At 73.3% G+C, this 12,789-nt stretch carries 10 protein-coding genes and 1 pseudogene; 5 read left to right on the top strand and 6 right to left on the bottom strand.

Translation table 11 applies throughout. From position 1 onward, the window contains the following. The first annotated feature begins 5 nt into the window (after positions 1 to 5). The 5 genes and pseudogenes from NMK34_RS20750 to NMK34_RS20730 all read left to right on the top strand — a co-directional run bounded on the left by NMK34_RS20750 (position 6) and on the right by NMK34_RS20730 (position 4,227). The gene (locus NMK34_RS20750) at positions 6 to 494 is read left to right on the top strand and encodes a Rieske (2Fe-2S) protein (protein WP_013287473.1); all 489 of its coding nucleotides are present in this window, start codon (positions 6 to 8) and stop codon (positions 492 to 494) included. Between the two features lie 83 nt (positions 495 to 577). Continuing rightward, entirely contained in the window at positions 578 to 2,530 is a 1,953-nt protein-coding gene (gene uvrC / locus NMK34_RS20745; protein WP_318334829.1) for an excinuclease ABC subunit UvrC, read from the top strand. 893 nt (positions 2,531 to 3,423) lie between these two features. Beyond that, positions 3,424 to 3,561 (top strand): hypothetical protein, encoded by a 138-nt coding sequence (locus tag NMK34_RS20740; RefSeq protein ID WP_318334828.1) that lies wholly within the window; start codon positions 3,424 to 3,426, stop codon positions 3,559 to 3,561. After that, positions 3,558 to 3,752: pseudogene (gene secG / locus NMK34_RS20735) on the top strand (preprotein translocase subunit SecG); the annotation flags it as partial. The gene NMK34_RS20740 and the pseudogene secG, both read left to right, overlap by 4 nt. A 130-nt stretch (positions 3,753 to 3,882) precedes the next feature. Continuing rightward, positions 3,883 to 4,227: an RNA polymerase-binding protein RbpA gene (locus NMK34_RS20730; RefSeq protein ID WP_013287462.1), complete on the top strand. Its 345-nt coding sequence runs from the start codon at positions 3,883 to 3,885 to the stop codon at positions 4,225 to 4,227. A gap of 66 nt (positions 4,228 to 4,293) precedes the next feature. Here the strand turns inward: NMK34_RS20730 and pgl are convergent, their stop codons facing one another. The 6 genes from pgl to tkt all read right to left on the bottom strand — a co-directional run bounded on the left by pgl (position 4,294) and on the right by tkt (position 12,715). Continuing rightward, complete coding sequence (gene pgl / locus NMK34_RS20725; RefSeq protein WP_135241178.1) at positions 4,294 to 5,064, bottom strand: 6-phosphogluconolactonase; 771 nt, start codon at positions 5,062 to 5,064, stop codon at positions 4,294 to 4,296. Between the two features lie 69 nt (positions 5,065 to 5,133). Continuing rightward, positions 5,134 to 6,150 (bottom strand): glucose-6-phosphate dehydrogenase assembly protein OpcA, encoded by a 1,017-nt coding sequence (locus NMK34_RS20720; protein ID WP_194803176.1) that lies wholly within the window; start codon positions 6,148 to 6,150, stop codon positions 5,134 to 5,136. After that, a complete protein-coding gene (gene zwf / locus NMK34_RS20715; RefSeq protein WP_194803175.1) occupies positions 6,147 to 7,661 on the bottom strand; it encodes a glucose-6-phosphate dehydrogenase in 1,515 nt (504 codons plus the stop codon). The genes NMK34_RS20720 and zwf overlap by 4 nt, the downstream gene beginning before the upstream one ends. 50 nt (positions 7,662 to 7,711) lie before the next feature. Next, on the bottom strand, positions 7,712 to 9,280 hold the full coding sequence (locus NMK34_RS20710; RefSeq protein WP_318334827.1) for a glucose-6-phosphate isomerase: 1,569 nt from the start codon (positions 9,278 to 9,280) through the stop codon (positions 7,712 to 7,714). Between the two features lie 101 nt (positions 9,281 to 9,381). Beyond that, positions 9,382 to 10,560 (bottom strand): transaldolase, encoded by a 1,179-nt coding sequence (gene tal, locus NMK34_RS20705; RefSeq protein WP_318334826.1) that lies wholly within the window; start codon positions 10,558 to 10,560, stop codon positions 9,382 to 9,384. 16 nt (positions 10,561 to 10,576) lie between these two features. Next, entirely contained in the window at positions 10,577 to 12,715 is a 2,139-nt protein-coding gene (gene tkt / locus NMK34_RS20700) for a transketolase (protein ID WP_318334825.1), read from the bottom strand. Positions 12,716 to 12,789 lie beyond the last annotated feature (74 nt).

The raw sequence follows: 12,789 nt of genomic DNA, 5'->3' as shown, positions 1-12,789 counted from the left end.
CGGATATGAGTGATGATCAGGCGCTGACCCGACCGGTCACCCAGAGCCGCCGTACCCTGCTCACCGGAGCCGGAGCGATCGGCGCGGCCGTGGTGCTCGCGGGCTGCGGCAGCGACGACGACGCGTCCCCGGGCCTCGCACCGACCAGCGGCGGCCCGCCCGGCGCCACCGCGACCGGCGACGCCGGCGGCGGCGACCGGGACGGCGGCAGCGCGCTGGCGCGCACCTCGGACATCCCGGTGGGCGGTGGCGCCGTCTTCGCCAGCCAGGGCGTGGTGATCACCCAGCCCGAGGCCGGCCAGTTCAAGGCGTTCGACCCGATCTGCACGCACCAGCGCTGCCCGGTGTCGAACGTCGACGGCGGCACGATCAACTGCACCTGCCACAACAGCCGGTTCTCGATCGTCGACGGCTCAGTGAAGGGCGGCCCGGCCACCAAGCCGCTCGCGGCGAAGGAGATCAAGGTCGACGGCGACCAGATCACGCTGGCCTGACCCGTTCCGCGCCCCCGCCGGCCGGTCGTCGGCGGGGGCGCGGTGACGGTCGTGTGTCAGGGGTGCGGACTAGGCTTGACGCCGTGGCTGACCCCTCGACCTACCGTCCCGCGCCCGGCACCATCCCGGAGTCGCCAGGGGTCTACCGCTTTCGCGACGGCACCGGCCGGGTGATCTACGTCGGCAAGGCGCGCAACCTGCGCAGCCGGCTCAACTCCTACTTCGCCGACCCGGTCGGCCTGCACCAGCGCACCCGGCAGATGGTGTTCACCGCCGAGTCGGTCGACTGGATCACCGTCGCCACCGAGGTCGAGGCGCTCCAGCAGGAATACACCTGGATCAAGCAGTACGACCCCCGGTTCAACGTCCGCTACCGCGACGACAAGTCGTACCCCTATCTCGCGGTCACCCTCGACGAGGAATACCCCCGGTTGCAGGTGATGCGCGGGGTGAAGCGCAAGGGCGTGCGCTACTTCGGGCCGTACTCGCACGCATGGGCGATCCGCGAGACGCTCGACCTGCTGCTGCGGGTCTTCCCGGCGCGGACCTGCTCGTCCGGGGTGTTCAAGCGGGCCGGGCAGGTCGGCCGGCCCTGCCTGCTGGGCTACATCGGCAAGTGCTCCGCGCCGTGCGTCGGCAGCGTCACCGCCGAACAGCACCGGGAGATCGTCGACGGATTCTGCGACTTCATGGCCGGCCGCACCGACACCATGGTCCGGCGGCTGGAGAAGGAGATGCTCGACGCCAGCGAGCACCTGGAGTTCGAGCGGGCCGCCCGGCTGCGTGACGACGTCGCGGCGCTGCGCCGGGCGATGGAGAAGCAGACAGTGGTGCTCGGCGACGGCACCGACGCCGACGTGGTCGCGTTCGCCGACGACCCGCTCGAAGCCGCCGTGCAGGTCTTCCACGTGCGCGGCGGCCGGGTGCGCGGCCAGCGCGGCTGGGTGGTGGAGAAGACCGAGGAGCTGACCACCGGCGACCTCGTGCACCACTTCTGCACCCAGGTGTACGGCGGCGAGCAGGGCGAGGCCGACGTGCCCCGCGAACTGCTCGTCCCCGAGCTGCCGGGCGACGCCGACGCGCTCGCCGACTGGCTCACCGCCCGCCGGGGCAGCCGGGTGTCGCTGCGGGTGCCGCAGCGCGGCGACAAGCGGTCGCTGCTGGAGACCGTCGAGCGCAACGCCAAGGACGCGCTGGCCCGGCACAAGCTCAAGCGGGCCGGTGACCTGACCACCCGCAGCCAGGCGCTCGACGAGATCGCCGACGCGCTCGCCATGAACACCTCACCGCTGCGCATCGAATGCTTCGACGTGTCCCAGATCCAGGGCACCGACGTGGTCGCCAGCATGGTCGTGTTCGAGGACGGGCTGCCGCGCAAGAGCGAATACCGCCGGTTCATCGTGCGCGGCGCCACCGACGACCTGTCGGCCATGTCCGAGGTGCTGCGGCGGCGCTTCGCCCGCTACCTCGACGCCCGCGCCGAGACCGGTGAGCTGGGCGAGGAGACCGCCTCCGACCCCGACCGGCCCGGCATCGACCCGACCACCGGGCGGCCGCGCAAGTTCGCGTACCCGCCGCAGCTCGTGGTGGTCGACGGCGGTCCGCCCCAGGTCGCCGCCGCCGCGAAGGCGCTCGCCGAGCTGGGCATCGACGACGTGGCGCTGTGCGGGCTGGCCAAGCGGCTGGAGGAGGTCTGGCTGCCCGACGACGAGTTCCCGGTGATCCTGCCGCGCACCTCCGAGGCGCTCTACCTGCTGCAGCGGGTCCGCGACGAGGCGCACCGCTTCGCCATCACGTTCCACAGGCAGCGGCGCTCCAAGCGGATGACCGAATCCGCGCTGGACAACGTCCCCGGCCTCGGCGACGTACGCCGCAAGGCGCTGCTGCGGCACTTCGGCTCGCTGAAGCGGCTGTCGTCCGCCACGGTGGAGGAGATCACCGAGGTGCCCGGGGTGGGCAGGCGTACGGCCGAGGCGATCCTGGCCGCGCTGGACGGCTCCACCACCACCACCACCGAAGCCGCCCCCCGCCCCTGACCCGTTCCCCGCTCCTGCCCGTTCCTGCTCGCGCCCGTTGTCCGGCCCGCCGGCAACGCCCGAGTGGAACACCATGGGTGTCTCCGCCCGCATTTGACACCCATGACGTTCCACCGACGGCGCTGGTCCCGATGGGCGGAAGCGTCATCCCGCCTCCTGGGAGGTTTCCGCGGTGGTTTGGTGGGGGTTGTGCCGCCACGCGAGGGCGGGTGACCCGTCGTCCCCGCCCCCCGCCCCCGCCCCGGCCCCGGCCCGCGCGCGATCTTGCACTTTGGCCCGTGGGATGCCCGTTTCACGAGGCATGTCCGGCACCAAAGTGCAAGATCGCGCGCGGCAGGGGTGGATCTTGTTGCTGGAGCCGGGATCTCGCGGATCCCCTCCGCCCGGCTGGGTGGTTTTGGTAAACAATGTCCGGTTCGTTGCGATGGGCGGGGGCCTGGCTGTGGTCGGTGCCATCGTCAGCGTGGAATCGGTGGCGGGCGCGGGGCGTTGTACATGGCTGACCGCCGAGGAACCGGGTCGAGCGCCGGACACCGGCCCGCCCGGCACCCGGGAGCGGATCGCCAGGTCAGGGAATCGGCCCGGGCCGGTCGTCGTTACATCCCCGAGCGACGGGCACCCCCGGGCGTCCCCGGGAATGAGCCCGGCCCGCTGGGTCGTTACATCCCCCGAGGCCGAGCCACCAGGCAACGCCCTCGGGCCGTCGCCCCCGGACGGAGTCACCACCGGCGGGAATCACCCCGGGCCGGTCGTCGTTACATCCCCGAGCCGCGGAGCAGGCCCCCCAGGGTCGCCCGCGCGCCAGCCCTATCGACGGGCACCCCCAAGACTTCCCCCCTCGTGCGGCATCCCCCTTCGCCGCGTGATCCCCCGACTTCAGGGAGGCAACCATCATGGCTACCACTCTGCTGCGTAAGACCGTTCTGACCGCTGCCGGTATCGCCGCCACCGCCGGAGGTATCGCCGGCCCCGCGATCGCCGCCCACGCCGCCCCCACCACCGGCACCAGCGTGGTGAGGTACGCCKRCTGATCCTCCTGCACCGCGGTAAGGGCGGCGGGTTGTCGAGCATGTTCGGCGGTGGCGTCAGCTCCAGCCTGGCCGGTTCGTCGGTGGCCGAGAAGAACCTCGACCGCTACACCGTTCTGGTGGGAATCGTCTGGTTCGCGTGCATCGTCGGGCTCGGACTCTGGCTGCGGCTGCAGATGGCCAGCGGCACCTGAGTCGGCGCTGAGAAGCGTACAATCTGCGCGCGGTCCGTCACGGACCGCGCGCAGTTTTGTTTCTCCGCACGTCGCCCGTCGCCTGCCCCCTCCGGCGGCGGTCCCCTCCGACGACAGGGAGCGAGCAACCGTGCCCAGCAACAACGTCATCCGCGGCACCCGGATCGGGTCCGCCCCCGAGCGGTTCGACCAGCGGGTGGAGCCCGCACCGCGCCGCCCGGTCGTCTACTGGTGCCGCCACGGGCACCGGGTCGAGTTCCTGATCGCCGCCGAGGCCGAGACGCCCGCCGCGTGGGAGTGCCCGCGCTGCGGCGAGCCGGCCGGCCCCGACCCGGGCGACCCGCCGGGCCGCCAGCGCGCCGAGCCCTACAAGACCCACCTGGCGTACGTGCAGGAGCGGCGCACGCCGGAGGAGGGGGAGGCGCTGCTCGCCGAGGCCCTCGACGCGCTGCGGCGTCGCCGCGGCCGGGCCTGACCCGAGGTGTTAAGGAGGGGCCCCTTCTCTACCGGAGACGTTAAGAAGGGGCCCTTCCTTACATGCTCAGCGGAGGCTGCGCAGGCGGGGCGGCACGTTGGCCGCCGCGGCCCGGTCGAGCAGCCAGAGGGTACGGGAGACGCCCCGCACCCCTGCGGCAGGAAGCTGCACCGGCCCGGCCCCGGCCAGCGCCATCCCCACCGCCCCGGCCTTGTCCGCCCCGGCGGCGATCAGCCAGACCTCCTCGGCCGTGTTGATCGTCGGCAGCGTCAGCGTGGTCCGCACCGGCGGCGGCTTCGGGCTGCCCCGCACGGCGCTGACCGGCCGGTTGTCGTGGTGCACCGGGTGCTCCGGGAACACCGACGCCACGTGCCCGTCCTCGCCGACACCGAGCATCAGCACGTCGAAGTGCGGCACGATCGCGTTCCCGGGCCGGGCGGCGGCGGCCAGCTCCCGCGCATAGCCGGCGGCAGCCGCCTCCGGGTCGTCGCCGGCGGGGCCGTCGGAGGCCGGCATCGGGTGCACCCGGGCCGGGTCCAGCGGCACCGTGTCCAGCAGCGCCGCCCGGGCCTGCGTCTCGTTGCGCTCCGGGTCACCGGCGGGCAGGAACCGCTCGTCGCCCCACCACACGTCGACCCGGGCCCAGTCGACGGCGTCCCGGGCGGGTAGCTGCCCGATTGCCCGGTACACCGCCGCGGCGATCCGCCCGCCGGTCAGCACCACCGACGCCTGGCCGCGCTCGGCCTGCGCGTCGAGCAGCTTCACCACCAACCGGGCCGCCACCGCCTGCGCCAGCAGGTCGGGGTCCGCGTGTACGGCGACACTCGCCTCAGTCATCCGTCGAGCCCTCGTGTTCCGACCGCCCACCGGCGGTCACCTGTGCCTCCGACCACCCGGTCCGGGCGGTCACTCGTTCGCGGTCGCGCCCGCGTGCGCGGTCACGCCGGCCTCGGCCCGCTGGGCGGTCGCCGGATCCTTCCACACGTGCACCCGCTGGGCCGGACGCTGGTCGAGGCCGGTGATCCCGGCCGCAGCGCCGAGCGCCTCCGCGTACACCTGGTCGGCGTCGAGGCGGCGCAGCTCCTCGGCCAGCTCGTCACCGAGCGGCCGGCGCACCAGCGGCAGCGTGCGGTCCTCCTGCCCGGTACGCCGGAACACCGCGATGCTGTCGTCCCGGGTGAGCGTCAGCTCGTCGCCGTTGGCGCAGCGCAGCTGCACCTGACGCATCCGCGGGAACTCCTCGGTGGCGGTCAGGATCGGGTCGATGCCGAGCCGGGCGTTGAGCCAGCCGCGCATCAGCGCCGCCGTCGGGTCCGACGGGGGCGCCACCACGCTCGCCTCGGTGACCCGGGCCTGGGTGGTGTCGAACGCGCCCGCCACGAGCGTGCGCCACGGCGTGATCCGGGTCCACGCCAGGTCGGTGTCGCCCGGCGCGTAGTCGTGCGCCCGCTGCCGCAGCGCGGCGATCGGGTCGGCGGCCTGCGCCGAGTCGGTGATCCGCCGGTCCGCGACCACACCGAGGAAGTCGGTGGCGATCTCTTCCGGCGGCTCGCCGTGCCACCACGTCACCACCGGTACGTCCGGCACCAGCAGCGGCATCACCACGGATTCGGCGTGCAGCGCGAGCCGCCCGTACATCCGGGTCACCACCGCCTCGCACGGCCCGAGCCGGCCGCCCACGACGATCTCCGCGTCCAGCCGGTTGCGGTCCCGCTCGACGTCGGAGCGGACCACCACGAGCAGCCGGCACGGGTGCGCCGCGGCGGCGATGGTGGCCGCCGCCTCGGCCTCGCGTACCCGCTTCTCGTCCACCACCACGATCAGCGTGAGCGCCATGCCACTGGCCACCCCGCCCGCGCTGCGCCGTTCCGCGGCCAGCGCCTTGACCACCTCGTTGCCGGTGGTGTCCCACAGCCCGATCATGCTCTTCTCCAAGCCCGGCCCTCGCGGGCCAGCATCTCGTCGGCGGCCCGGGGCCCCCACTCACCGGCCCGGTACGGCTCGGGGGTCGTGCCCTCCCAGGCGTGCTCCAGCGGGTCGACGACCTGCCAGCTCTGCTCCACCTCGGCGGCGTCCGGGAACAGCGTCCGGTCGCCGATCAGCACGTCCAGCACCAGCCGCTCGTACGCCTCGGGGCTGGACTCGGTGAACGCCTCGCCGTACTGGAAGTCCATCGCGATGTCGCGGACCTCCATCGTGGTACCCGGCACCTTGGAGCCGAACTTCAGCACCACGCCCTCGTCCGGCTGCACCCGGATGACGAGCTGGTTGGGGCCGAGGGACTCCATGTCGGCGGCGTTGAACGGCAGGTGCGGCGCCTTCTTGAACATGATGGCCACCTCGGTGACCCGCCGGGGCAGCCGCTTGCCGGCCCGGATGTAGAACGGCACCCCGGCCCAGCGGCGGTTCTGGATGCCCAGCTTCACCGCCACGTACGTCTCGGTGGTGGAGCCCTCCGGGACGCCCTCCTCCTCCAGGTAGCCCTTGGCCCGCTCGCCGCCCACCCAGCCGGGCAGGTACTGGCCGCGCACGGTGTCCTCGGTGACGTCCCGCGGCACGGTGATCGCCTTGAGCACCTTGAGCTTCTCGGCCCGGATCTCGTCGGCGTCGAAGCTCGTCGGCTCCTCCATCGCGACCAGGGCGAGCAGTTGGAGCAGGTGGTTCTGGAGCACGTCGCGGGCGGTGCCGACGGAGTCGTAGAACGCCGCGCGGGTGCCGATGCCGACGTCCTCGGCCATGGTGATCTGCACCGAGTCGACGTACTTGGAGTTCCACAGCGGCTCGAACAGGTTGTTCGCGAAGCGCAGCGCCAGGATGTTCTGGACCGTCTCCTTGCCCAGGTAGTGGTCGATCCGGAACACGTCCTTGCTGGTGAAGACGTCGTCGACCAGATCGTTGAGCGCCTTCGCCGACGGCAGGTCGTTGCCGAACGGCTTCTCGACCACCACGCGCCGCCAGCCGCCGGACTTGGCGTTGTCCGCCATGCCGGTGCGGGCGAGCTGCTTGAGCACCACCGGGAAGGCCGCCGGGGGGATGGAGAAGTAGAAGGCCGCGTTGCCGGCGATGCCGTGCGAGTCGCGCAGCTCGTCGAGTGTGGCGGCGAGGTGGTCGAACGCCGCGTCGTCGTCGAACGAGCCGCCGACGAACTTGATGTTGCCGGCGAGGCGGGCCCACACCTCCTCCCGCCACGGGGTGCGGGCGTGCTTCTTGGCCGCGTCGTGCGCCACCGACTCGAAGTCGCCGTCGCCCCAGTCCCGGCGGGCGAAGCCCAGGACCACGAAGCCGGGCGGCAGGAGCCCTCGGTTGGCCAGGTCGTAGACCGCCGGCAGCAGCTTCTTGCGGGCCAGGTCGCCGGTCACCCCGAAGATCACCAGGGCACACGGCTCGGGGATCCGGGGCAGCCGCCGGTCCTGCGGATCGCGCAGCGGGTTCACCGGGCCACCTCCTCCTGCGTCTCGGTCCGCTGATTCCAGGTCATTGATCGTCACGTGCGTGTCCGTCCGGCCGTTTCCAGGAGCTGGGCGGCACCCGCCGCCCGCTCGGTCAGGTGCAGGCGCAGCACCGGTCGCTCCCGGCCGGTCAAGGCCCGCCGGTCGCCGGCGGCCTGGGCCGCCTGGAGCTGCGCGAAGGTGTACGGACGACCGGGCACCTTCAGATCATCGGTGACCGCACCGGTGATCTGGAGGTGCCGGCCGTGCGGGTCGGTGTGTTCGGCCCGGCGCGGTCCCCAGCCGAAGGTGACCGGCCGTCCGGTGGCGCGCGCCAGCAGTGGGCGAAGCCCGGCGACCGCCGCGTCGCCGTGCCGGTCGAGGTACGCGGTCACCACGAGGTGCTCCCGTTCGTCCAGCCCGTCGAGCAGCCAGCGCAGCGCGCCGGTCAGGTCGGCCGGTGCGCCGCTCGGGGCGTACACCTCGATCGCGCCCTCGACCGACGACGGCGGCCCGCCGTCCGGCGCGTCGTCGGCCGCCACGGCGGCGGGCGCCGCGAACGGGTCGGCCCGCAGCGTCACCGCGGCGGTGGCGGCCGCGTAGGCCCAGGTGAGCAGGTGCGCGCCGAGCGGGCCGTTGACGGCCACGTCGGCGGCCACGCCCGGCCCGACGCCGGGGCCGAGGGCGCCGCCGAGACCGACGGTGAGCACGCCCGGCCCGGTGGCGCCGGGGGAGTCGGGGGACTCCGCGACCACCGGCAGCAGCCGTCCACCGGTGGCCCGGGCGAGCAGCGGGCCGGCCCAGCGGCCCAGGCCGCCGAGGCCGGTGCCGTCCGGGACCAGCGCGATCGTGTCCCGGCCGGCGCCGGGCGCCGCGCCCAGGGCCGCGCCGAGCGCCAGGGCCGGGTTGTCCCGGTCCCGGTCCAGCGCGCCGGTGAGCGCCTCCGCCTCGTCCAGCACCTCGGCCACCGGCGCGCCGGCCAGCGCCGCCGGGACCAGACCGGACGCGGTGAGCGCGGCCCATGGCCCGGCCACGCCGGACTCGGCCGGGATGACCATCGCGCCCAGCTCGTCGGCGCGCGCCGCGAGGTCGGAGCCGGGTTCGGTGACCACCACGACGTGCCGGGCGGCGTCGGGGCCCTCGTCCGCCCACGCCTGCCGGAAGACCCGCAGGTGGGCGTCGGTGGCCGGGTCGAGGCCGCGCCGGGCGGCGAGCACCAGGAGGGTACGCGCCGGGCGGTCGGCGAGCGCGGCCCGGACCGGTCCCGGGTCGGCGGTGTCGAGCACTGTCAGCGGCCGGCCCAGGCACTCGGCCAGCACCTCCGCGGCGAGCGTGTCGTCGGGGGCGCCGGCCAGCACCACGTGGTCGAGGTCGCCCAGCTCGGCGGCCAGCTCGGCGAGCTGGGGGAGCAGATCCCGGCTGCGCCGGTGGGCGTGCAGCCAGCCCAGCCCGTCGAGGGCCGCCGACTCGGCGGCGGGCCCCCAGAGGGCCGGGTCGGCGGCGGCGAGCCGGGCCGGGACGTCGTGGGAGACGAGCGTGGCGCGGGTGGACGCACCGAGGGCGTCGGCTCCGCGCACGGCCAGACCGGCGGCCATGTCCGCCCGCCCGGCCAGCAGGTCACTCACCGCGACACCTCGGCTCGCTCAAGGCAGACCACCTCACCCGGTCCACGGTACGGCGCGACGCGTCCCGGGGCGCGGCCCCGGGACGCGTCGGACGCCGTCGGTCACGCGTTGCCGCCGGCCTGCTGCGCCGCCTGCGCGTTCTTCCCGGCGGCCCGGTGCGGGCTGCCCGAGCCCTTGGCCGCCTCGGCGAGGGACTTCTTGACCCCCTCCAGCAGCTCCACCCAGCTCGCCTCGAACTTCTCCACGCCCTCGCGCTCCAGCGTGGCGATCACGTCGGACAGGTCCACGCCCACCGCCAGCAGGTCGTCGAAGACCTGGCGGGCGTCGTCGTACGCGACGGTGACGGTGTCCGGCTTCGTCTCGCCGTGCTCGGCGTAGGCGTGGATGACCGGCTCCGGCATGGTGTTGACGGTGCCGGGCGCGATCAGCTCCTCGACGTAGATGACGTCCCGGTAGTCCGGGTTCTTCGTCGAGGTGGAGGCCCACAGCGGACGCTGCGGGTGGGCGCCCGCGTCGGCCAGCTTCTGCCAGCGCGCCGAGGAGAACACCTCGCCGTAGCGCTCGTACGCCAGCCGGGCGTTGGCGACCGCGGCCTTGCCGCGCAGCGCCTTGGCCTGGTCCGACCCGATCTTCTCCAGCCGCTTGTCCACCTCGGTGTCGACCCGGGAGACGAAGAACGAGGCGACCGAGCCGATCTTCGACAGGTCGTGCCCGTTGGCCTTCGCCTGCTCCAGGCCGGCCAGGAAGGCGTCCATCACCTGCGAGTACCGGTCCAGGCCGAAGATCAGCGTGACGTTGACGCTGATCCCCTCGGCCAGGGTCGCGGTGATCGCGGGCAGGCCCTCCTCGGTGGCCGGGATCTTGATGAACAGGTTCGGCCGGTCGACCAGCCACCACAACGCCTTGGCCTCGGCGACGGTCTTCGCCGCGTCGTGGGCCGAGCGCGGGTCCACCTCGATCGACACCCGGCCGTCCACGCCGCCGCTGACGTCGTACGACGGGCGCATCACGTCGCAGGCCCACCGCACGTCGTACGTGGTGAGCATGCGGACCGCCTCCTCGACGTCCACGCCGCGTACGGCGAGGTCACGAAGCTGCCAGTCGTACTCGTCGGCGTCGCTCAGCGCCTTGGCGAAGATCGTCGGGTTGGTGGTCACCCCGGCTACGTGGCTCTCCCGGCGCAGCTTGTCCAGCCCGCCGGAGGTCAGCCGTACCCGGGAGAGATCGTCGAGCCAGATCGCCACACCGGCGCCCTGGAGCTCCTTCAGCCTGTCCGTCATGCCGTCCACGCTCCCCTCAGTTGCCGGTCGTGAAACCGGTGATGTCGCCCACCCGGGTCAGCGCCGCGTGCGCGGCGGCCACGATCCGGTCGGGGGTGAACCCGAACTGCTCGAAGAGCACGGTGTGCGGCGCGCTGGCGCCGTAGTGCTCGATGCTCACGCACTCGCCGCTGTCGCCGACGATCCCGCGCCACGACATCGCGATGCCCGCCTCCACGCTCACCCGTGCCTTTACCCCGCGCGGCAGCACCGACTCCCGGTACGCCTCGTCCTGGGCGAAGAACCACTCCTGGCAGGGCATGGAGACGACCCGGGTGGGGGTGCCGTCGGCCTCCAGCCGCTCCCGCGCGGTGAGGCAGAGCTGCACCTCCGAGCCGGTGCCGACGAGGATCACCTGCGGCTTGCCGTTCGACGCCTCGGCCAGCACGTACCCGCCCTTGGCGACGCCCTCGGCGCCGGCCAGGTCGGTACGGTCGAACGTCGGCAGCGCCTGGCGGCTGAGCGCCAGCGCGGTCGGCCGGTCGGTGTGCTCCAGCGCCTGCCGCCACGCCCAGACCGTCTCGTTGGCGTCGGCCGGGCGGACCACGTCCAGGCCGGGGATGGCCCGCAGCGCGGTCAGGTGCTCGATCGGCTGGTGCGTCGGGCCGTCCTCGCCGAGGCCGATCGAGTCGTGCGTCCAGACGTACGTCACCGGCAGCTTCATCAGCGCGGCCAGCCGCACCGCCGGGCGCATGTAGTCGCTGAACACCAGGAACGTGCCGCCGTACGGGCGGGTGCCGCCGTGCAGGGCGATGCCGTTGAGGATCGCGCCCATGGCGTGCTCGCGGATGCCGAAGTGCAGCGTGCGGCCGTACTCGTCGCCCGGGAAGTCCTTGGTGGCGTGCGCGGCCGGGACGAACGACGGCTCGCCCTTCATCGTGGTGTTGTTGCTCTCGGCCAGGTCGGCCGAGCCGCCCCACAGCTCCGGCAGCACCGGCGCCAGCGCCTCCAGGATCTTGCCGGACGCGGCCCGGGTGGCGACGCCCTTGGCGTCCGCCGGGAAGGTCGGCAGCGCGTCGGTCCAGCCGGTCGGCAGCGTACGGGTGGCCATCCGGTCCCACAGCGCCTTGCGCTCCGGGTTGGCCTGCGCCCAGGCGTCGAAACCGGTGGTCCACTCGGCCTGCTCCTGCGCGCCGCGCTCCAGCACCTGACGGGCGTGCTTGAGCACCTCCTCGTCGACCTCGAAGGTGCGCTGCGGGTCGAAGCCGAGGATCTCCTTGGTGGCCTTGACCTCGTCCGCGCCGAGCGCCGAGCCGTGGATCTTGCCGGTGTTCTTCTTGTTCGGCGCGGGCCAGCCGATGATGGTGCGCAGCGCGATGAACGACGGCCGGCCGGTCTCCGCCTTGGCGGCCAGCAGCGCCTGGTGCAGCGCCTCCACGTCCTCGTGGTAGTCGCCCTGGTCGGCGTCGCCGCGACGCCAGTCGACGGTCTGCACGTGCCAGCCGTACGCCTCGTAGCGGGCCGCCACGTCCTCGCTCTTGGCGATACGGGTGTCGTCCTCGATCGAGATCTCGTTGTCGTCGTAGATCACGCAGAGGTTGCCGAGCTGCTGGTGACCGGCGAGCGCGCTGGCCTCGTGGGTGATGCCCTCCTCGATGTCACCGTCGGAGGCGATGCACCAGATGTCGTGCCGGAACGGCGAGTCTGCGCGGTCCGGCTCGGGGTCGAACAGGCCGCGCTCGCGGCGGGCCGCCATCGCCATGCCGACCGCGTTGCCGAGGCCCTGGCCGAGCGGACCGGTGGTGGTCTCCACGCCCGGGGTGTGGCCGTGCTCCGGGTGGCCCGGGGTGAGCGAGCCCCACTGGCGCAGCGCCTTGAGGTCGTCCAGCGCCAGCGGGTAGCCGGAGAGGAAGAGCTGGATGTAGAGCGTCAGGCTGGAGTGCCCGGCCGACAGCACGAACCGGTCGCGTCCGGCCCAGTTCGGGTCGGCGGGGTTGTGCCGCATGACCCGGTTGAAGAGCAGGTACGCCACCGGGGCGAGGCTCATCGCCGTCCCCGGGTGGCCGTTGCCGGATTTCTCCACGGCGTCCATGGCCAGCACGCGGACCGTGTCGACGGCCCTGCGGTCGAGGTCGGACCAGTTGAGAGCGGGAAGCTCGGGTCGGTTGGCAGCCACGATGGTTGTGCTCCTCGGCAGATGGGCGGAACCCTCACTGATGACCCTATCGAGCGGTGCTAAACGTCCGCCCG

Origin of the sequence: Micromonospora sp. BRA006-A (genome assembly GCF_033433935.1) — a bacterium.
In the GTDB taxonomy this organism is placed as follows: Bacteria; Actinomycetota; Actinomycetes; order Mycobacteriales; family Micromonosporaceae; genus Micromonospora; species Micromonospora aurantiaca.
This window is presented reverse-complemented; position numbering and strand designations above follow the sequence as displayed.

Bases quoted from the DNA above. Each gene is read 5' to 3' on its own strand.
- NMK34_RS20750 (WP_013287473.1), top strand. From the start codon at position 6: ATGAGTGATGATCAGGCGCTGACCCGACCGGTCACCCAGAGCCGCCGT.
- pgl (WP_135241178.1), bottom strand. From the start codon at position 5,064: ATGACTGAGGCGAGTGTCGCCGTACACGCGGACCCCGACCTGCTGGCG.
- NMK34_RS20720 (WP_194803176.1), bottom strand. From the start codon at position 6,150: ATGATCGGGCTGTGGGACACCACCGGCAACGAGGTGGTCAAGGCGCTG.
- tal (WP_318334826.1), bottom strand. From the start codon at position 10,560: ATGACGGACAGGCTGAAGGAGCTCCAGGGCGCCGGTGTGGCGATCTGG.